An 18,607-nucleotide genomic window follows, 5' to 3' on the forward strand; every position below is an offset into this window, starting at 1 on the left:
CACCGCTATGGCAACGCGACCATGCTGGCCAGCGACTTTGTGCTGGGGCTAGGCAACCGCTGGGCGAACCGCCACACCGGCAGCACTGAGGTGTATTGCAAGGGCCGCACCTTTGTCCATGTGGACATCGAACCCACGCAAATTGGCCGCGTCTTCAACCCCGAGCTGGGCATTGTGAGCGACGCCAAGATTGCGCTGGAGTTGTTGGTGCTGGTGGCGCGCGAGCGCAAGGCCGCCGGGCAGTTGAAGGACTTCAGCGACTGGGTGGGTCGCTGCACCGAGCGCAAGGCGCTGATGCACCGCAAAACGCATTTCACCGAGACCCCGATCAAGCCGCTGCGCGTTTATGAGGAAATGAACCAGGCACTGCCGCGAGACACGATTTATGTGACCACGATTGGCCTGAGCCAGATTGCCGGCGCCCAGTTTCTGCATGTCTACGGCCCGCGCCAGTGGATCAACTGCGGCCAGGCCGGCCCGCTGGGCTGGACCATTCCGGCGGCCCTGGGCGTGGTGGCTGCCGACCCGACCCGCACCGTGGTGGGCTTGTCGGGCGACTATGACTTCCAGTTCCTGATTGAAGAACTGGCGGTGGGGGCGCAGTTCCGCCTGCCCTATGTGCATGTGCTGGTGAACAACAGTTACCTGGGCCTGATCCGCCAGAGCCAGCGCGGCTTCGAGATGGACTACTGCGTGCAACTGGCGTTTGAGAACCAGAACGTCGAGGACCCGGCCCTCAAGAGTTATGGCGTGGACCACCAGGCGGTGGTGCAGGGCCTGGGCTGCAAGTCGCTGCGTGTTACCGACCCCGAGAAAATCCAGGCGGCTATCAAGCAGGCGCAGGCCATGGCGCAGGAATTCCGCGTGCCGGTGGTGGTCGAGGTGATTCTGGAACGGGTCACCAACATTGCCATGGGCACCGAGATCGACAAAATCAACGAGTTTGAGGACATCGACTGCCGTCACCCCGAGGGCCGCCAGGGCCTGGAGATGGCCGGCTTGCTGGAATGAAGGGCCTTCACATGAAACCAGCACCGAAACCGGCCTGAACGGGCGCCAGCGACTTTGCGCATAAACTTATTACAAAATTCAAAGGAACGACAACATGACAACACCTTCTCTCAACATCGGCTTCATCGGCCTGGGCATCATGGGCACCCCCATGGCTGGTCACCTCATGGCAGCCGGGCACCAGCTGTTTGTTTACAAGCGCGGCCCCATGCCCGAGGCCATCAGCCAAAGCGGTGCCACCGCTTGCAACACGCCGCGCCAGGTGGCCGAGCGCGCCGACATCGTCTTCACCATGGTGCCCGACACGCCGGACGTTGAAAGCGTGCTGTTTGGCGCCGATGGCATTGCTGCCGGCTTGAGCGCGGGTAAAACCGTGGTCGACATGAGCTCGATCTCGCCGATTGCCACCAAGGTCTTTGCCGAAAAAATCAACGCATTGGGCTGTGACTACCTGGACGCCCCGGTGTCTGGCGGCCAGGTGGGCGCCAAGAACGCCACGCTGTCGATCATGGTCGGCGGGCCCGAAGCGACTTTCGAGAAGATCAAGCCACTGTTCGAGCTGATGGGCAAGAACATTACCCTGGTGGGCGGCAACGGTGACGGCCAGACCGCCAAGGTGGCGAATCAGATCATCGTGGCGCTGAACATCGAGGCGGTGGGTGAGGCACTGCTGTTTGCGGCGCGCGCAGGTGCCGACCCGGCGCGCGTGCGCCAGGCGCTGATGGGCGGTTTTGCGTCGAGCAAGATTCTCGAAGTGCACGGTGAGCGCATGATCAAGCGCACCTTCGACCCCGGCTTTCGCATCGAGCTGCACCAGAAAGACCTCAACCTGGCGCTGTCAAGTGCCCGCGCCTTGGGTGTGTCGCTGCCCAACACGGCCATGGCGCAAGAGCTGTTCAACAGCTGCGCCGCCCACGGCGGCAAGGGTTGGGACCATTCGGCCATGGTGCGGGCACTGGAAAAGATGGCCAATTTCGAAATCGGCCAGGCATGAATCCCCAGGGCTTGCTGCGCCAGATGTTTGACGCGGCCATCGCCAGCGCCCAACCGGCACTGTGCCTGCCACCGCATTTGCCGACGCTCGAGTCGCTGGGACGCGGTCGGCTGGTGGTGATTGGCGCCGGCAAGGCGTCTGCTGCCATGGCGCGCACCTTGGAAGACCACTGGTCGGGGCCACTCACTGGCCTGGTCGTCACGCGTTATGGTTACGCCGTGCCCTGTCACCGCATTGAGATTGTCGAGGCCGCGCATCCGGTGCCCGACCAGGCGGGTTTGCAGGCGGCCCAGCGCATGCTGGAGCTGGTCAGCAGCCTCAGCGCCGACGATCTGGTGGTGTGCCTGATCTCTGGCGGCGGCTCGTCGCTGCTGCCCTTGCCCCTGCCTGGCCTTGGCTTGCAGAACAAGCAGGACATCAACCGGGCGCTGCTGGCCTCGGGGGCCACCATCAGCGAGATGAATTGTGTGCGGCGCCACCTGTCTGGCATCAAGGGTGGCCGACTGGCGGCGGCGTGTTACCCGGCGCGGGTGCTGACACTGCTGATCTCGGACGTACCCGGCGACGACCCGATCAACATTGCCTCCGGCCCCACGGTAGCCGACCCCAGCACCTGCGCTGACGCACTGGCCATTGTGCGCCGCTACGGCATTGACCTGCCCCCGGCGGCACGGCAACTGCTGGACAGCGGCGCGGGCGAGTCGATCAAACCCGGCGACCCGCGACTGGCACGCACCGAGGTGCGCATGATTGCCACCCCGCAAATGGCACTGGAAGCCGCCGCCGAAGTGGCGCGCGCGGCCGGTTTTGCCGCACACATTTTGGGCGACGCGCTGGAAGGCGAAGCGCGCGATGTGGGCAAGGTGCTGGCGGGCATGGCGCTGCAAGTGGCCGGGCGCGGTCAACCGTTCAGCACGCCCTGCGTGCTGCTGTCGGGTGGCGAAACCACCGTGACCGTGCGCGGCACCGGCCGCGGTGGGCGCAATGTGGAATGCCTGCTGGCCATGGGCATTGCGCTGGATGGTCAGGCGCAGGTGCATGCGCTGGCGGGTGACACCGACGGCGTGGACGGTCAGGAGGAAATTGCCGGGGCACTGCTGTCCCCCGACACACTGGCGCGGGCCTGGGCGCTCGGAATCAAGCCGCTGGAGATGCTGGCCAACAACGACGGCCATGGCTTTTTCGAAGCGCTGGGCGACGCGGTGGTGACCGGACCGACGCTGACCAATGTGAACGACTTTCGCGCCATTCTGATTCAGACGCCCTGAGCGCGCGCGGCCCCATGAGGTCTGCCCAAGCAGGTGGGCCTCATTTTTTTCAACAAGTGGTTTAAGTTTCTTCGCGCCGCGCCAGCTGAATTTCGCTTAAAGTTCAACGCTTGTTTCACGTGATCGGATCAAACCCATGAACGCACCCCTTTCTCAAGACAGCCTGAACGCCATGCAAAGGTCAGAGCGCCAGGCGCTGGTCGTCAAAGGGCTGCTGGAGCACTTGCCGGCACACGCCCTGCTCTGGAACAACGAAGACACCACGCCCTATGAATGCGATGGCCTGACCGCCTACCGCCAGCGCCCGCTGGTGGTCGCCCTGCCCGAAACGCCAGAGCAGGTGGCCGCCGTGCTTAAAACCTGCCATGCCCTGGGCGTGCCAGTGGTGGCGCGCGGCGCCGGGACCGGCCTGTCAGGCGGTGCCATGCCCCACGCAGTGGGGGTCACCCTGTCCATGGCCAAGTTCAACAAAATCCTGAAACTGGATCCGGTATCGCGCACGGCGCTGGTGCAGTGCGGCGTGCGCAACCTGGCCATCAGCGAGGCGGCTTCGCCCTTGGGCCTGTATTACGCACCCGACCCATCCAGCCAGATTGCCTGCACCATCGGCGGTAACGTGGCTGAAAACTCGGGCGGTGTGCACTGCCTCAAGTACGGCCTGACTCTGCACAACATCGTCAAGCTCAAGGGTTTCACCATGGACGGTGAGCCGGTTGAGTTCGGCGCCGAGGCGCTGGACGCGCCGGGTTATGACCTGATGAGCGTGGTGATTGGCAGCGAGGGCATGCTGGCGGTGGTGCTGGAAGTCACCGTCAAACTCATCCCAAAACCGATGTTGGCGCGCTGCATCATGGCCAGCTTTGATGACATTCGCAAAGCCGGTGATGCCGTGGCGGCGGTGATTGCCGCAGGCATCATCCCGGCCGGGCTGGAGATGATGGACAAACCCATGACGGCGGCGGTGGAAGACTACGTGCACGCCGGCTACGACCTGACAGCGGAGGCGATTTTGCTGTGCGAAAGCGACGGCACACCCGAAGAGGTGGAGGAAGAAATCGGCCGCATGAGCACGGTGTTGCTGACGAACGGCGCCACCAAAATTGCCGTGAGCCAGAATGAGCAGGAGCGCCTGAAGTTCTGGAGCGGGCGCAAAAACGCATTCCCTGCCAGCGGCCGCATCAGCCCCGACTACATGTGCATGGACAGCACCATTCCGCGCAAGCGCGTGGCCGACATTCTGCTGGCCATTGCCGAGATGGAGAAAAAATACCAGTTGCGCTGTGCCAACGTTTTCCACGCCGGCGACGGCAACCTGCACCCACTGATTTTGTTTGATGCCAACGATGCCGACCAATTGCACCGCTGCGAGCTGTTTGGCGCCGACATTCTGGAGACCAGTGTGGCCATGGGCGGCACCGTGACCGGCGAGCACGGCGTGGGGGTGGAAAAGCTCAACAGCATGTGCGTGCAGTTTTCAGCTGCGGAAAACGAGCAGATGTTCGGTGTCAAGCGCGCCTTTGACCCGCAGGGCCTGCTGAATCCGGGCAAGGTCATCCCGACGCTGAACCGCTGCGCCGAATACGGCAAGATGCTGGTGCGCGGCGGCCAGATCAAACACCCGGATTTGCCCCGGTTCTAAGTTGGCTACTTTATGAACGGTCTGCGCGGACTGGCCTGGCTGCTGGCCATGCAGTCCTTGGGCGAACTTCTGTCGCGCGGCCTGAACCTGCCCTTTCCGGGGCCGGTGATCGGCATGTTGTTGCTGTTGTTGGCGCTGCGCCTGCCCATGGTGCGTGAGCCGGTGGCGACCTGTGCCAATTTTTTGCTGTCGCACCTGTCCCTGCTGTTCGTGCCGGTGGGCGTCGGTGTGATGACCCATGTGGGCTTGCTGGGCCAATACGGCGTGCGCATGCTGGCGGTGATTGTGCTGTCCACCTGGATCGGGCTGGCTGTGACGGTGCTGGTGCTGCGCGCCTTCAGGAAGCCGGGCCATGCCTAAATTTGTCGAGCTCTGGGTTTACCTGTCGGCCACGCCACTGTTCGGCCTGAGCGCCACGCTGGTGGTCTATGTGCTGGCGCAGGCAGTGTATGCCCGGCTGGAACAGCCGGCTTGGGCCAATCCGGTGCTGTGGTCGGTCGTCATCCTGGCCAGCCTGCTGACCGTGACGCGTGTCGACTACCCCACTTATTTTTCGGGTGCGCAGTTCATCCACTTCCTGCTCGGGCCTGCCGTGGTGGCACTGGCCTGGCCGCTGTGGGAACGCCTGGCCGCTCTACGTGAACACTGGCGCGCCTTGCTGGCAGCGGCTTTGGCGGGCGGCGTGGCCGCCAGCGGCTCGGCACTGCTGCTGGGCTGGCTGGTGGACCTGCCGCAAGACGTGGTGCTGTCGCTGGCCCCCAAGTCGGTCACCGCGCCGGTGGCCATGGGCATTGCCGACAAAATTGGCGGCATCCCGGCGCTGGCGGCGGTGTTTGCCGTGGTCACCGGCATGGTCGGCGCCCTCAGTGGCAAGGCCTTGTTTGCGCTGTTGAAGATTCCAACCGACGCCAATGGCTGGATGGCACGCGGTTTTTCACTGGGAACGGCGGCGCACGGCATTGGCGCTGCCCGGGCCATGCAGGTCAACCCCGATGCCGGCGCCTTTGCCGGATTGGCGCTGGGACTGCAGGTGGTGTTGGCCGCCTTGTTGATCCCGATGCTGTTCCAGCTATTCTAAATTGCGCGGCGGCAGGTTCAAGCCGCCTTACGTGGCGGCAACATGGGCTCGTCTTCGGCGATCAGTTGCGCCGCCCAGGACGCCAGCTTGGTGGTGTCGGCGCGCAACACCTCTTGCTTGACCGCCAGGATTTGCGCCGGATGCATGGAAAAACTGCGCAAGCCCATGCCCAGCAGCAGCCGGGTCATGCTCACGTCACCCGCCATTTCGCCGCACAGACTGACCGGTTTGTCTTGCGCCTGGCCCTCGGCAATGGTGTTGGCCACCAGCCGCAGCACCGCCGGGTGCATCGGGTCGTACAAATGGGCGACCGACTCGTCAGCACGGTCAATGGCCAGGGTGTACTGGATCAAGTCGTTGGTGCCAATGGACAGAAAGTCAAAGTATTTGAGGAACACCTTGAGCGTGAGTGCAGCGGCGGGAATTTCGATCATGGCGCCAATCTTGACCGGGCCATAGGCCACGCCGCGGTTGTCCAGTTGCACGCGGGCGTGGTCAATCAGCGCCATGGTCTGGCGGATTTCGCGGGCGTGCACCAGCATGGGAATCAGCACGTGCACCTGGCCAAAGGCTGCCGCACGCAAAATGGCGCGCAGTTGCGTCAGGAACATGGCAGGGTCGGCCAGACTCCAGCGAATGGCGCGCAAGCCCAGCGCCGGGTTCAGGTGGGCGTCGTCGCGCAGGCTGTCATCGAGCGGCTTGTCGGCACCGACATCCACCGTGCGGATGGTGACCGGCAAGCCCTGCATGCCTTCCACGGCGCGCCGGTAAGCCAGGTACTGCTCTTCCTCGTTGGGCAATTTGCCATGCCGACCCATGAACAAAAATTCGCTGCGAAACAGGCCCACACCCAACGCACCGGCCTTCAGCGCATGGGCCGCGTCATCGGGCATTTCGATGTTGGCCAGCAACTCGATTTTTTGCCCGTCCAGCGTCACGGCCGGCGTGTGCAGCAGGCGTGCCAGTCGGCCGCGCTGGAGTTCCACCTGACGTTGCTTGAAACCGTATTCGGCCAGGATGATGGGCGATGGGTCGACCACCACGACCCCGGCGTCGCCGTCTATCACCACCCAGTCGTCCTGCTGGATCAGATGACTGCTCAAGCGCGCGCCCACCACCGCCGGAATATCCAGGCTGCGCGCCACGATGGCAGTGTGGGAAGTTTTACCGCCCACGTCGGTGATGAAACCGGCGAAAACACTCTGCTTGAATTGCAGCATGTCGGCTGGCGACAGGTCGTGCGCCACCAGGATCAGCGGCACGTCCACGGTGTCATCGAGCAGCAAATCCTGTTGCGAAGTGTGACGCCCGGCACGCCCCAGGGGCTGAATCAGGGGTGATGACACGCCGCGCATGGCGCGCAGGATTTTCTCGGTGATCTGCTCCAGGTCGGCCTTGCGCTCGCGCAGGTATTCGTCCTCCATCTCGTCAAACTGGCGCGCCACCACATCCAGCTGGGACGTCAGGGCCCACTCGGCGTTGTACAGCCGGTCCCTGATCCAATGCCGCACACCAGCCACCAGTTCATGGTCCTGCAGCAGCATCAGGTGGACGTCGAGCAGGGCCGACAGTTCATGCGGCGTTTCTTTGGGACTCATCTGGCCAATGCTGGTCTGCAAGCGGCGAATTTCAGCCACCACCGCATCACGGCCGTCGCGCACCCGGTTGATTTCCGCGGTCACCTGTGTGGGCTCAATGAAGTAATGCGCCACATCCAGCCGACTGGAAGCCACCAGCACCGCCCGCCCGATGGCAATGCCCCGGGCCACGGCCAGACCGTGAATGGCAAAGGTCATTCACCTTCTCCAAATTTGTCTGCCACCAGATGCAACAAGGCCTCCATGGCCTGCTGCTCCTGCTCACCATGGGTCTCGATTTCAATCTGCGACCCTATGCCGGCGGCCAGCATCATCACACCCATGATGCTTTTGGCGTTCACACGCCGCTCGCCGCGCGACATCCAGACTTCGCACGGAAAGCTGCCTGCCAGCTTGGTCAACTTGGCAGAGGCTCGCGCATGCAGTCCCAATTTATTGCTGATGATGGTCGTGGTTTTGATCATTTTTTTTTCGTTGCTGATTTTGTGGGGCCGTCACGGCCACCTGCATCACGCCCTGCGTGCCACCGGCGAGCACGCGCGCCACCAAGGCGTCCATGGGTTCGTTGCGGTAGGTGATGGCCCGCAGCAGCATGGGCAGGTTGACACCAGCCACCAAGCGGGAGCTCACACCATCCACCAGTTTTTGCGCCACGTTGCAAGGGGTTGCGCCAAACATGTCGGTGAGAATGAGCGTGCGCTCGACGTTGAGCAGCGCCATGGTCAAACGCGCCGTGGCCAGGGATTCGTCGACCGGCGTGTTGGGCTGGACATCCAGCACCGCCAGCGACGCAGCGGCATCCGGAAAGACATGCAGCACACACTGGCGCAAAGCAGACGCCAGGGGCGCGTGCGCAATGATGAAAATACCGTTGTTCATGTCATTCACGGGTGCTGCAGTTCAAAAAAGTCGGGTGATGACTCAGGTGGTTGGAGAGCTTTGCTGATTATGACTTTTTGTTGCCAAAAAGTATGCGTACGAGGCCAGCGTACATGCCAAATAGACGGTCATGGCCATCTGAAAAGCGGCGACCTCAGCCCAACCCCAGGCTAGAAAGCCATCAACGGCCAGACCGATGCCCCACTGAACGGCAAAAACACCCGAAAAAATCAGCAAGTTGTAAGAAGACAGGGCGCGCCCGGCCAGGCTGGACGGAAAGGCCATGGCCACCGCTGGTTGTGCCAGAGAAATGAACGTGCAGCTCATGCAATACAGGGTCCAGGCCAGCGCCGCCCAGACGCCGACGGCTGAGCCCGCGGCGATGATCAAGGCCAGCAGGACCATGCTCAAGGGCAGGCCGTAGCTGATCAGGCGATCCGCGGTGTAACCGCGACGGGCCAGCGAAGGGTAAATCATGCCCCAGGCCCAGAAGCTGCTCAGCATGCCAATATTGAGCCAAAACAGACCGACAGCCGCCTGCAAGGGCGAAAACCCGGCGACACGAATCATCCAGGGCGTGACCCACAAGGTTTGCATCGCGACCATGCCGCCGTAGTTGAAAAAGGCCATGGGCGCCATGCTTCTGAAATAAGGATGGCGCCAAACGGCGCCATAGCTGGGCTTGACAGCTTGCGGGCTAGGCACAGTGGCCGCGGCGACAGCGTTTTGCCAGCGCGGTGCCTGCCACGAGATCAACACCATGGCCAGCAGCACCAAACCGGCCAGACCCCAAAACAGCGCGCGCCAGCCCACCAGCGGCATCAACCATTGCACGGGCAAGGTGGAGGCCACCATGCCAAACGAGCCTGTCATCAGCATCCAGGAATTGGCGCGCATTTGAGAACTGGCCTCGAACCATCGCCGGTAGCCGGTCAGCGGCGCCATCAGGCAGGCACTCACGCCCACGCCGGTCAGGATGCGCGCGAGCAACAAGCTCTGAAAACTGTCGGCCATGGCGAAAGCGGCGCAGCCCAGCACCGCCACCAAAAGAAAATACAAGACGACTTTCTTGGGTCCATGCCGGTCCAACCAGGCACCCAAAGGCAACTGGGTGGCAGCAAAGCCCAAAAAATAAGCACCTGCCAGTAAGCCCAGGTCCTGCGCGTTCAGCGCAAATTCCTGCGTCAGCGTGGGCGACAGCGTGGCTGTGATGGCGCGAATCAGGGCAGAAAGAAAATAAGCAAAAGCAAAGGCAAGAAACACCAAAATAGCAGTGCGCCTCGGCAACAGGGTCCTCACGGAAGCGTCAGCCATCAGGGACGCAAGGCACCAAACACTTTTTGCAGCACGGCGCTGCCAGTACCCACCGGGTCTTGCCGTATCTTTTTCTCTTCTTCAGCAATCATGAAGTACAAACCGTCGAGCGCTTTTGCGGTGACGTATTGCTCAATGGAAACCTGATCCCCCTTCAAAAGTCCCAGGCCTGCCGCCTTGCCTGCAAGCTGGTTGTACTTGTCTGCCAAATTAACGCGTGCCGTGACTTTGGTGACCACCGGCAGAAATTTTCGACTGAGGTCCTGCCGTGTTTTATCGGCAAAAAATTGTGTCACCGAGTTGTCCCCGCCCGTCAGTATTTTTTTGGCGTCTTGCACATTCATGGTCTTGACAGCCCCGACCAGCATGTCGCGTGCCAAAGGCACAGCGGTTTCCGCGGCGTGGTTCATGGCGACGATCAGTTCATCAAGGCGCGCTCCCTGCCCCAGCTTGCGCAACAGTTTGGCTGCGTCTTCCAGCACGCCGGGCAAAGGGATGCGCACCTTGTCATTGCCCAAAAACCCGTCTGACCGGCCCAGCGACTTGACGGCCGCCACGGCGCCTTTTTCAAGCGCCAGCTTCAGTCCCTGTGAGGCCTGGGCGTTGCTCAACTCACCCAGTGACTGTGCCCTTGCAGTCAAACCCAGGCAGGAAGCAGCCAACAGGACACTGGACAAGGTATTAAAACGGCGTCGATTCATGGGCGTAGGCTGAGTTGTGCATTGAATGAGCGGATCTTACTGCCGTGTCTCAGCTGGGCCTGCGCAAACACTCGACGCAGGCATCCTCTTTCACTTATTTGGCACGGAAATCGTCATGACAGGACTTGCAGGTGCCCCCCGTGGCGTTGACAGCGAGCTTGATGCTGTCGAGATTGCCGGACTTGGTCGCGACGGCCAACTTCGCCATCTCCGTCTGCATTTTTGTTGCGTAGTCGTCAAACTTGGCTTTGTTGGCCCAGATCTCAGGTTTGGCCTTGCTCTCTGGCTTGTCGCTGCCAGGGCCAAAACCAGCCCAGGGCAATTTGGATGTGAATTCAGCGACCGCGGCACTGTCAGCGGCGACCTTGGCGTCAAACGGAATCTTCCCGGCCGCCATGCCTGCCACGCGGGAAAAATTCTGTTGCATCACAAACAAGGCGCTCTGGCGGTACTTGACTGCATCTTCAGCTTTCGCGAATTGCGCCGATGCGGGTACAGCCAGGGTGAGCGCACTGATCGCAAAAAGACAAGCCTGGAGTTTTTTCATGAGAGACCTTTCGTGGTTAAACTAAAACTGATGGGCCGCAAAGTGTATGAGAATTCGCTCATGTGCATCTGGTCCGATCAAAAATCGAGGGGATACGCATGCTGGTCCGTGTTTGGGATGCGCCGACGCGCCTGTTTCACTGGGCGTTGGTGCTGTGTTTTGTTGGCTTGATCGTGACCAGCCAGCTGGGCGGCGGCGCCATGGTCTGGCATTTCCGCTTCGGTTACGGTGTGTTGACCTTGCTGTTGTTTCGTGTGGTGTGGGGTTTGCAGGGCGGCTATTGGTCCCGGTTTTCAAACTTCTTAGTGGGACCCAAGGCGATCTGGCAGTACCTGCGCGGTTGGGGACAGCCCCATGACGGCGTCGGGCATAACCCACTGGGCGCCCTGTCCGTGATCACTTTGCTGCTTTTCCTCGCCATGCAAGTCGCCTCAGGCCTGATGAGCGATGACGAAATTGCAAGCGCGGGCCCGTTGACCCCGTTTGTCTCCTCTGCGTGGGTCGGCAATGCGACCTACTACCACAAGGACATCGGCAAATTCATCCTGCTGGGACTGGTGGTATTGCACCTGAGTGCGATTGCTTTTCACTACTTTCGCAAGCGGGAAAATCTGATCAAACCCATGATCACCGGTGACAAATTTCTGAACTATCCCGCCCACAGTGCCCACGATGCCTGGCCTGAGCGGCGCCGCGGCGCCTTGATTTTTCTGATGTGCGCGGCTACGGTGAGCGGCGCGGTCATCGCCTTGAACGGCTAGCTAGCCAACATGAAGACAGGCAGGCATGACTTCTGACACCATTCAAATCCAGGCATTTTCGGAAAACACCGATCTTCCCCTCGTTCGCGCACTTTTTACCGAATACGCGGGCAGTCTGAACATCGATTTGTGCTTTCAGAATTTTGATGCGGAACTTGACGCCTTGCCGGGCGACTATGCCCCACCGCGTGGCACGCTGGTGTTGGCACGCTCTGGAAGTGAACTGGTGGGCTGCTGCGCCATGCGCCCGCTGGATGCGGCCGACTATCCCAACGCCTGTGAAATGAAACGCCTGTATGTGCGCCCGGTCTTGCGTGGGAGTGGTGTCGGTCGGCGCCTGGCCGAAGCCGTGATGGAGGCGGCCCAGCAAGCGGGCTATGCCACCATGCTGCTCGATACCTTGAGTGAAATGGAAACAGCACGCGCCATGTACCAGGACTTGGGCTTCACCGAAGTGCCTCCCTATTACTACAACCCCATCGAAGGGGCGCACTACCTGATGGCGCGGCTTTGATCAGCCCTTGGCTTGTGCCAGCAGGGTGCCGGCGTCGCTGACTTCGAATTTGCCCGGACCTTCAATGTTGAGTGTGGCCACTTTGCCGTTTTTCACAAGCATCGAGTAACGGGCACTGCGCAGCCCCATGCCTTTGCCGGTCAGATCAAGCGTCAGGCCGGTGGCCTTGGCAAATGCCGCGTCGCCATCGGCGAGCATGCGCACCTTGTCACCGGTCTTCTGGTCACGCGCCCAGGCGCCCATGACAAAGGCGTCATTCACACTAACACACCAGATTTCATCGACACCAGCGGCCTTCAGCGCCTCAAAGTTGGCGATATAACCCGGCACATGTTTGGCCGAGCAAGTAGGGGTGAAGGCACCCGGCAAGGCAAACAGCGCAATGGTCTTGCCCGCGCTGGCGGTCGCCACATCGACAGGGTTGGGGCCGATACTGCAGCCACCCCCTTCGGTTTCATGAAATTCCATCAGCGTTGCGGCTGGCAACGGGTCACCGACTTGGATCATGGCTTACTCCTGAATTAAAAACACTGAAACAAATAAAGGCCGCTCGCACAAATAAAAACGGCTCACCATTGTGAGCCGTTTTTCAGTGTGCTGACAGGCAGCCCATGCAAAGACTTAGACCAGAGAGGCCTTTTGCACCAAGCGCGTGGCGACCCAGTTCTTGGTCTTGGAAATGGGACGGCTTTCCGTGATCTCGATCATGTCGCCCATCTTGTACTCACCCTTTTCGTCATGGGCGTGGTACTTGCTGGACTTGCCAACGATCTTGCCGTACAGCTCGTGCTTGACGCGACGCTCAATGAGCACCGTCACCGTTTTCGCACGCTTGTCGCTGACCACCTTGCCGACCAAGGTGCGCTTGAGGGATGTTTTAGCTTCCGTCATGTTTCGCTCCTTATTTGGCGGATGGAACAGCGGCTTGCTTTTCGACCAGGATGGTCTTGGCGCGAGCGATGTCACGACGTGCTGAACGCAGCGTGGCTGTATTGTTGAGTTGTTGGGTCGCTTTTTGCATGCGCAAACCAAAGTGTGCTTTTTGCAACGCTTTGACTTCTGCCTGCAAACCGGCGACGTCTTTTTGGCGTAATTCAGTCGTTTTCATATCAATATCTCCTGATTACTGACCGATCATGCGCGACACGAAGGTGGTGCGCAGCGGCAATTTGGCAGCTGCCAAACGGAACGCTTCACGAGCCAACTCTTCAGAGACACCCACGATTTCAAACACGATCTTGCCGGGCTGAATTTCAGCCACGTAGTACTCGGGATTACCTTTACCGTTACCCATACGCACTTCAGCAGGCTTTTGGGAAATCGGCTTGTCAGGAAACACCCGAATCCAGATGCGGCCACCACGCTTCACGTGACGGGAGACAGCACGACGTGCGGCCTCGATCTGGCGTGCCGTCAAACGGCCGCGGTCAATACATTTCAGACCGAAATCACCAAACGCAACCGAGCTACCCCGGGTTGCGATACCGGTGTTACGGCCCTTTTGCTCTTTGCGGTACTTGCGACGAGCGGGTTGCAACATAATTATTCTCCTTTACCGTCAGCTGCTGCAGCGGCTGGCGCGGCTACCTTGCGGACGCGCTGAACGGTGGGTTTAGCATCGGCTCCAAGAGCCACTGCGGGTTTGTCACTGCCATCAGCAGGTGCGGCGTTGCTGCCCATCGGGCGACGCGCACCGCGGGGTGCAGGACGGTCGGCACCAGGACGGCCACCACGGTCGTCACGACGCGGGCCGCGTGGGCGACGCTCGTCATCAGGACGCGGTGTTTCCACTGCCGGCAGATCATTGCGACCCAGGGTGTCGCCCTTGTAGACCCAGACCTTGACACCAATGATGCCGTAGGTGGTCTTGGCTTCGGATGTACCGTAGTCGATGTCAGCACGCAGGGTGTGAAGCGGCACGCGGCCTTCGCGGTACCATTCACAACGAGCGATTTCAATGCCGTTCAAACGACCCGACGACATGATCTTGATGCCCAGGGCGCCCAGGCGCATGGCATTTTGCATGGCGCGCTTCATGGCCCGGCGGAACATGATGCGTTTTTCGAGCTGCTGCGTGATGGAGTCAGCGATCAGCTTGGCATCGATTTCGGGCTTGCGCACTTCTTCGATGTTGACTGCCACCGGCACGCCCAACTGGCGGCCCAGTTCACGCTTGAGGTTCTCGATGTCTTCGCCTTTCTTGCCGATCACCACACCCGGACGAGACGAGTAAATGGTGATGCGGGCGTTCTTGGCAGGACGCTCGATCAGGACACGCGAGACAGACGCGTTCTTGAGTTTGGTCTTCAGGTACTCGCGCACCTTGATGTCTTCCGCCAGCATGCCAGCGAAATCACGGTCATTGGCATACCAACGAGATGCCCAGTTGCGGCTGATCGACAGGCGAAAGCCGGTTGGATGGATTTTTTGTCCCATATCTTGCTGGCCTCTTTCAGTTACCAACCGTCACGTACACATGGCACGTGGGTTTTCTGATCTGGTTGCCACGACCTTTTGCGCGGGCCGTGAAGCGCCTGAGCGAGGTACCTTGCTCAACGTAGATGGTTTTCACCTTCAGTTCGTCGATATCGGCACCATCGTTGTGCTCAGCATTGGCAATGGCCGACTCCAGAACCTTCTTGATGATCACGGCAGCTTTTTTCTGCGTGAACTGCAAAATGTTCAGAGCCTGATCCACCTTTTTGCCACGGATCAAGTCCGCGACCAGACGGCCTTTGTCGACCGAGAGACGAACGCCCCGAAGGGTTGCACGTGTTTCCATGGTCAACTCCTTATTTCTTTTGGACTTTTTTGTCCGCAGGATGGCCCTTGAAAGTACGGGTCAGAGCGAACTCACCCAACTTGTGGCCAACCATTTGGTCAGTGATATACACAGGCACATGCTGCTTGCCATTGTGCACAGCAATGGTCAGGCCGATGAAATCGGGCAGAACCATTGAGCGACGCGACCAGGTCTTGATCGGCTTCTTGTCCTTGGTGGCAACGGCCTTTTCGGTCTTAGCGATCAGGTGTTGGTCAACGAAGGGACCTTTTTTGAGAGAACGAGTCATTTACCTACCCCTTACTTCTTGCGACGCGACACGATCATGACCTGCGTGCGCTTGTTGTTACGGGTACGGTAACCCTTGGTCAGATTACCCCAAGGATCGACTGGGTGACGGCCTTCGCCGGTCTTGCCCTCGCCGCCACCATGTGGGTGATCCACCGGGTTCATGACCACACCGCGAACGGTCGGACGAATACCCATCCAACGCTTGACACCGGCCTTGCCCAAACGGCGCAGGCTGTGCTCTTCGTTGGCGACCTGGCCCAAAGTGGCACGGCAGTCGATGTGAATCTTGCGGACTTCGCCCGAGCGCATACGCACCTGGGCATAAGTACCTTCACGCGCCAGCAAGGTAGCCGAAGCACCTGCCGAGCGAACCATCTGGGCGCCCTTACCCACTTGCATTTCGATGCAGTGGATGATCGAGCCGACCGGGATGTTGCGAATCGGCAAAGTATTGCCAACACGAATCGGCGCTTCGGATCCACTCATGATGGAACTGCCGACTTCCAGGCCGCGTGGCGCGATGATGTACTTGCGCTCGCCGTCGGCATAACACACCAGAGCGATGTGCGCGGAACGGTTCGGATCGTATTCAATACGCTCGACCTTGGCCGCAATGCCGTCCTTGTTGCGAAGGAAATCGACAACACGGTAGTGATGCTTGTGCCCACCACCCTTGTGACGGGTCGTGATGTGGCCGTTGTTGTTACGACCAGCGTGCTGGAATTGAGGTTCCAGCAATGCCGCGTGAGGCGCACCCTTGTGCAGGTGGTCACGCGAAATCTTCACCATGCCGCGACGGCCTGGCGAAGTTGGTTTCATTTTGATAACAGCCATGATTACGCAGCCTCCCCACCAAGGTTCAACTCTTGACCGGGCTTGAGCATGACGTAAGCCTTGCGCACGTTATCACGGCGACCGACTGACTTGCCAAAACGCTTGGTCTTGCCTTTGGTATTGACCACAGACACGCCCTTGACTTCAACTTTGAACATCAATTCAACCGCAGCCTTGATTTCGGGCTTGGTCGCGTCCTGCAGCACCTTGAAGGTCACAGCATTGCTTTTCTCGGCTGCCATCGTTGCCTTTTCAGACACGATCGGGGCAACCAGCACCTGCATCAGACGACCTTCGTCGAATTTAAGATTTTGGGAACCGTGGCTCATGCGAACATCTCCTGGAGTTTGCCCATGGCCGCCTTGGTCACCAGCACCTTGCGGTAGTGGACCAGCGACACGGGGTCAGCATAGCGAGGCTCAACCACCAAGATATTGACCAGGTTGCGTGATGCGAGGTACAGGTTTTCATCAACCTCGTCTGCAATCACCAGAACCGAGTCAAGATTCATGGCCTTGAACTTGGAAGCCAAAGCCTTGGTCTTGGGGGAGTCGACCGTGAGTGAATCCACCACAGCCAGACGGCCTTCGCGCGCCAACTGGGAGAAGATGGAGGCCATGCCGGCGCGGTACATCTTCTTGTTGATTTTTTGTGCGAAATTTTCGTCAGGCATGTTCGGGAAAATCCGACCACCGCCACGCCACAGAGGCGACGACGTCATACCCGCACGAGCGCGACCGGTACCCTTTTGCTTGAAAGGCTTCTTGGTCGAGTGACGCACTTGTTCGCGGTCCTTCTGGGCGCGGGTGCCTTGACGGGCATTGGCCTGAAAAGCCACGACAACCTGGTGAACCAGATCTTCGTTGTAAGCGCGACCAAAAACAGTTTCAGGAACGTCGAGCTTCGACGCGACCTGGCCTTGATCATTGAGGAGTTCGAGCTGCATCAGTTCGCCCCTTTCGCTTCAGTTGTTTTTGCCTTCACAGCGGGACGCACGGTCACAAAGCCGCCAGCCGAACCAGGGATAGCACCCTTGATCATCAGCAGTTGACGTGCTTCATCGATGCGAATCACATCGAGGTTTTGTGTCGTGACCAGGTCGTCACCAAGGTGACCCGTCATGCGCTTGCCAGGAAACACGCGGCCTGGATCTTGCGCCATACCAATGGAGCCCGGCACATTGTGCGAACGGCTGTTACCGTGCGACGCGCGCTGCGACTTCATGTGGTGACGCTTGATGGTGCCGGCGAAGCCTTTACCAATGGTCGTGCCCTGCACGTCCACTTTTTGGCCAGCTGCAAACACAGCCGTGACAGACACCGTAGCGCCTGCCTGGTATTGGGTGGCCATGTCCGCAGGAACACGGAATTCGCGAATGATTTCACCTGCTTCAACCCCAGCCTTGGCGAGGTGACCGGCAGTGGGCTTGTTGACGCGCGACGCTTTACGCGCACCAAATGTCACTTGCAAAGCGACATAGCCGTCATTCTCTTGGGTTTTGACCTGGGTCACGCGGTTGTTTGACACATCGACCACGGTCACAGGGATGGATACCCCGTCGTCCGTGAACAAACGCATCATGCCAACTTTGCGCCCCAGCAACCCTAAGTGATTGCTAAGACTCATTGTTTTCTCCATAACTTCCACCGGCGCAACTTCAATTGGCTGCACACGTTTTTGCGTGAAAGAGGGTTAATAAAACTCTGCCGCCATGACTGGCATGTCAACAGAGCCTGCGAGTATAGCGCAACTTGCCAGATTGACAAGTTGCAGCCAAGCTCAAAAGAAGCAGCCAACCCTTTAAAAGGGGCTGACCGCCACATTTTTTTACTGCAACTTGATTTCGACGTCGACGCCAGCGGGCAAATCGAGCTTCATCAAGGCGTCAACGGTTTTATCAGTCGGGTCGACGATGTCCATCAAACGCTGGTGCGTACGGATTTCAAACTGGTCACGACTGGTCTTGTTGACGTGCGGCGAACGCAGAATGTCAAAACGCTTCATGCGGGTTGGCAAAGGCACGGGGCCCTTGACAATCGCGCCGGTGCGCTTGGCGGTGTCAACGATTTCAGCTGCAGACTGATCAATCAGCTTGTAGTCAAACGCCTTCAGGCGGATGCGGATTTTTTGTTTGGTTGCCATGTTTATCTCTAATCAGTTGGGGACAGAGCTGGCTCGCTTGCGCGTAGCTGCGGTCTGTCCCGCAAACAAGTTGTTAAGCAATCACCTTGGCCACCACACCGGCGCCGACGGTGCGACCGCCTTCACGGATGGCGAAGCGCAGGCCTTCTTCCATGGCGATCGGGGCAATCAGCTTGACCGTGATCGACACGTTGTCACCGGGCATGACCATTTCCTTGCCTTCTGGCAACTCGATCGCACCGGTCACGTCCGTG

General features: G+C 59.8%; 26 protein-coding genes and 1 pseudogene. 8 read left to right on the plus strand and 19 right to left on the minus strand.

Features of this window, described 5'->3' with window-relative positions:
• The 6 genes from Q7U49_RS11100 to Q7U49_RS11125 all read left to right on the plus strand — a co-directional run.
• A partial coding sequence (locus tag Q7U49_RS11100) for a thiamine pyrophosphate-dependent enzyme (RefSeq protein ID WP_304764340.1) occupies nucleotides 1-1,011 on the plus strand: 1,011 nt, incomplete at its 5' end.
• A 94-nt stretch (nucleotides 1,012-1,105) separates the two neighbouring features.
• A complete protein-coding gene (glxR, locus tag Q7U49_RS11105; protein WP_304764341.1) occupies nucleotides 1,106-2,005 on the plus strand; it encodes a 2-hydroxy-3-oxopropionate reductase in 900 nt (299 codons plus the stop codon).
• The gene (locus Q7U49_RS11110; RefSeq protein ID WP_304764342.1) at nucleotides 2,002-3,273 is read left to right on the plus strand and encodes a glycerate kinase; all 1,272 of its coding nucleotides are present in this window, start codon (nucleotides 2,002-2,004) and stop codon (nucleotides 3,271-3,273) included. Before glxR ends, Q7U49_RS11110 begins: the two co-directional genes overlap by 4 nt.
• A gap of 136 nt (nucleotides 3,274-3,409) precedes the next feature.
• Nucleotides 3,410-4,912, plus strand: coding sequence for an FAD-linked oxidase C-terminal domain-containing protein (locus Q7U49_RS11115; protein WP_304764343.1), 1,503 nt, complete (start codon nucleotides 3,410-3,412; stop codon nucleotides 4,910-4,912).
• Nucleotides 4,913-4,924: 12 nt separating this feature from the next.
• On the plus strand, nucleotides 4,925-5,272 hold the full coding sequence (locus Q7U49_RS11120) for a CidA/LrgA family protein (RefSeq protein ID WP_304764344.1): 348 nt from the start codon (nucleotides 4,925-4,927) through the stop codon (nucleotides 5,270-5,272).
• On the plus strand, nucleotides 5,265-5,990 hold the full coding sequence (locus Q7U49_RS11125) for an LrgB family protein (protein WP_304764345.1): 726 nt from the start codon (nucleotides 5,265-5,267) through the stop codon (nucleotides 5,988-5,990). The genes Q7U49_RS11120 and Q7U49_RS11125 overlap by 8 nt, the downstream gene beginning before the upstream one ends.
• Before the next feature lie 17 nt (nucleotides 5,991-6,007).
• On the opposite strand, the gene ptsP is transcribed toward Q7U49_RS11125, so the two are convergent.
• The 6 genes from ptsP to Q7U49_RS11155 form a co-directional block, all read right to left on the minus strand.
• Nucleotides 6,008-7,786 carry a phosphoenolpyruvate--protein phosphotransferase gene (gene ptsP / locus Q7U49_RS11130; RefSeq protein WP_304764346.1) on the minus strand — a complete coding sequence of 593 codons (1,779 nt, stop codon included), beginning with the start codon at nucleotides 7,784-7,786 and terminating at the stop codon, nucleotides 6,008-6,010.
• A complete protein-coding gene (locus tag Q7U49_RS11135) occupies nucleotides 7,783-8,052 on the minus strand; it encodes an HPr family phosphocarrier protein (RefSeq protein WP_304764347.1) in 270 nt (89 codons plus the stop codon). Before Q7U49_RS11135 ends, ptsP begins: the two co-directional genes overlap by 4 nt.
• Nucleotides 8,021-8,467 (minus strand): PTS sugar transporter subunit IIA, encoded by a 447-nt coding sequence (locus tag Q7U49_RS11140; RefSeq protein WP_304764348.1) that lies wholly within the window; start codon nucleotides 8,465-8,467, stop codon nucleotides 8,021-8,023. The genes Q7U49_RS11135 and Q7U49_RS11140 overlap by 32 nt, the downstream gene beginning before the upstream one ends.
• Before the next feature lie 42 nt (nucleotides 8,468-8,509).
• Nucleotides 8,510-9,781, minus strand: a complete 1,272-nt coding sequence (locus tag Q7U49_RS11145; protein WP_304764349.1) for an MFS transporter — start codon at nucleotides 9,779-9,781, stop codon at nucleotides 8,510-8,512.
• On the minus strand, nucleotides 9,781-10,482 hold the full coding sequence (locus tag Q7U49_RS11150) for a DUF4197 domain-containing protein (RefSeq protein WP_304764350.1): 702 nt from the start codon (nucleotides 10,480-10,482) through the stop codon (nucleotides 9,781-9,783). Before Q7U49_RS11150 ends, Q7U49_RS11145 begins: the two co-directional genes overlap by 1 nt.
• 94 nt (nucleotides 10,483-10,576) lie before the next feature.
• Nucleotides 10,577-11,029: a cytochrome c gene (locus Q7U49_RS11155; protein WP_304764351.1), complete on the minus strand. Its 453-nt coding sequence runs from the start codon at nucleotides 11,027-11,029 to the stop codon at nucleotides 10,577-10,579.
• A gap of 98 nt (nucleotides 11,030-11,127) precedes the next feature.
• Here Q7U49_RS11155 and Q7U49_RS11160 point away from each other — a divergent pair, with 98 nt between their 5' ends.
• Both Q7U49_RS11160 and Q7U49_RS11165 read left to right on the plus strand, forming a co-directional pair.
• On the plus strand, nucleotides 11,128-11,790 hold the full coding sequence (locus Q7U49_RS11160) for a cytochrome b/b6 domain-containing protein (RefSeq protein WP_304764352.1): 663 nt from the start codon (nucleotides 11,128-11,130) through the stop codon (nucleotides 11,788-11,790).
• 25 nt (nucleotides 11,791-11,815) lie between these two features.
• Nucleotides 11,816-12,304, plus strand: coding sequence for a GNAT family N-acetyltransferase (locus tag Q7U49_RS11165; RefSeq protein ID WP_304764353.1), 489 nt, complete (start codon nucleotides 11,816-11,818; stop codon nucleotides 12,302-12,304).
• Here the strand turns inward: Q7U49_RS11165 and Q7U49_RS11170 are convergent, their stop codons facing one another.
• From Q7U49_RS11170 to tuf, 13 genes and pseudogenes are all read right to left on the minus strand, one after another.
• Nucleotides 12,305-12,811, minus strand: coding sequence for a peroxiredoxin (locus tag Q7U49_RS11170; RefSeq protein ID WP_304764354.1), 507 nt, complete (start codon nucleotides 12,809-12,811; stop codon nucleotides 12,305-12,307).
• Nucleotides 12,812-12,925: 114 nt separating this feature from the next.
• Nucleotides 12,926-13,195, minus strand: coding sequence for a 30S ribosomal protein S17 (rpsQ, locus tag Q7U49_RS11175; RefSeq protein WP_296541361.1), 270 nt, complete (start codon nucleotides 13,193-13,195; stop codon nucleotides 12,926-12,928).
• A gap of 10 nt (nucleotides 13,196-13,205) precedes the next feature.
• Entirely contained in the window at nucleotides 13,206-13,412 is a 207-nt protein-coding gene (gene rpmC, locus Q7U49_RS11180; protein WP_296276372.1) for a 50S ribosomal protein L29, read from the minus strand.
• 15 nt (nucleotides 13,413-13,427) lie between these two features.
• Entirely contained in the window at nucleotides 13,428-13,844 is a 417-nt protein-coding gene (rplP, locus tag Q7U49_RS11185) for a 50S ribosomal protein L16 (RefSeq protein ID WP_300217327.1), read from the minus strand.
• 2 nt (nucleotides 13,845-13,846) lie between these two features.
• Nucleotides 13,847-14,740, minus strand: a complete 894-nt coding sequence (rpsC, locus tag Q7U49_RS11190) for a 30S ribosomal protein S3 (RefSeq protein WP_304764355.1) — start codon at nucleotides 14,738-14,740, stop codon at nucleotides 13,847-13,849.
• 16 nt (nucleotides 14,741-14,756) lie between these two features.
• Entirely contained in the window at nucleotides 14,757-15,086 is a 330-nt protein-coding gene (rplV, locus tag Q7U49_RS11195; RefSeq protein ID WP_296493783.1) for a 50S ribosomal protein L22, read from the minus strand.
• Between the two features lie 10 nt (nucleotides 15,087-15,096).
• Nucleotides 15,097-15,375 carry a 30S ribosomal protein S19 gene (gene rpsS / locus Q7U49_RS11200; protein ID WP_300084428.1) on the minus strand — a complete coding sequence of 93 codons (279 nt, stop codon included), beginning with the start codon at nucleotides 15,373-15,375 and terminating at the stop codon, nucleotides 15,097-15,099.
• An 11-nt stretch (nucleotides 15,376-15,386) separates the two neighbouring features.
• Nucleotides 15,387-16,211 (minus strand): 50S ribosomal protein L2, encoded by an 825-nt coding sequence (rplB, locus tag Q7U49_RS11205; RefSeq protein ID WP_304764356.1) that lies wholly within the window; start codon nucleotides 16,209-16,211, stop codon nucleotides 15,387-15,389.
• A 2-nt stretch (nucleotides 16,212-16,213) separates the two neighbouring features.
• Complete coding sequence (rplW, locus tag Q7U49_RS11210) at nucleotides 16,214-16,540, minus strand: 50S ribosomal protein L23 (protein WP_296493775.1); 327 nt, start codon at nucleotides 16,538-16,540, stop codon at nucleotides 16,214-16,216.
• A complete protein-coding gene (gene rplD / locus Q7U49_RS11215; protein ID WP_300123027.1) occupies nucleotides 16,537-17,157 on the minus strand; it encodes a 50S ribosomal protein L4 in 621 nt (206 codons plus the stop codon). The genes rplW and rplD overlap by 4 nt, the downstream gene beginning before the upstream one ends.
• The gene (rplC, locus tag Q7U49_RS11220) at nucleotides 17,157-17,837 is read right to left on the minus strand and encodes a 50S ribosomal protein L3 (protein ID WP_304764357.1); all 681 of its coding nucleotides are present in this window, start codon (nucleotides 17,835-17,837) and stop codon (nucleotides 17,157-17,159) included. The genes rplD and rplC overlap by 1 nt, the downstream gene beginning before the upstream one ends.
• A gap of 201 nt (nucleotides 17,838-18,038) precedes the next feature.
• Complete coding sequence (gene rpsJ / locus Q7U49_RS11225) at nucleotides 18,039-18,353, minus strand: 30S ribosomal protein S10 (protein ID WP_028250951.1); 315 nt, start codon at nucleotides 18,351-18,353, stop codon at nucleotides 18,039-18,041.
• 73 nt (nucleotides 18,354-18,426) lie between these two features.
• A pseudogene (gene tuf, locus Q7U49_RS11230) lies at nucleotides 18,427-18,607 on the minus strand (elongation factor Tu); the annotation flags it as partial.

It is taken from the genome of Rhodoferax sp. (genome assembly GCF_030653815.1).
In the GTDB taxonomy this organism is placed as follows: domain Bacteria; phylum Pseudomonadota; class Gammaproteobacteria; order Burkholderiales; family Burkholderiaceae_C; genus Rhodoferax.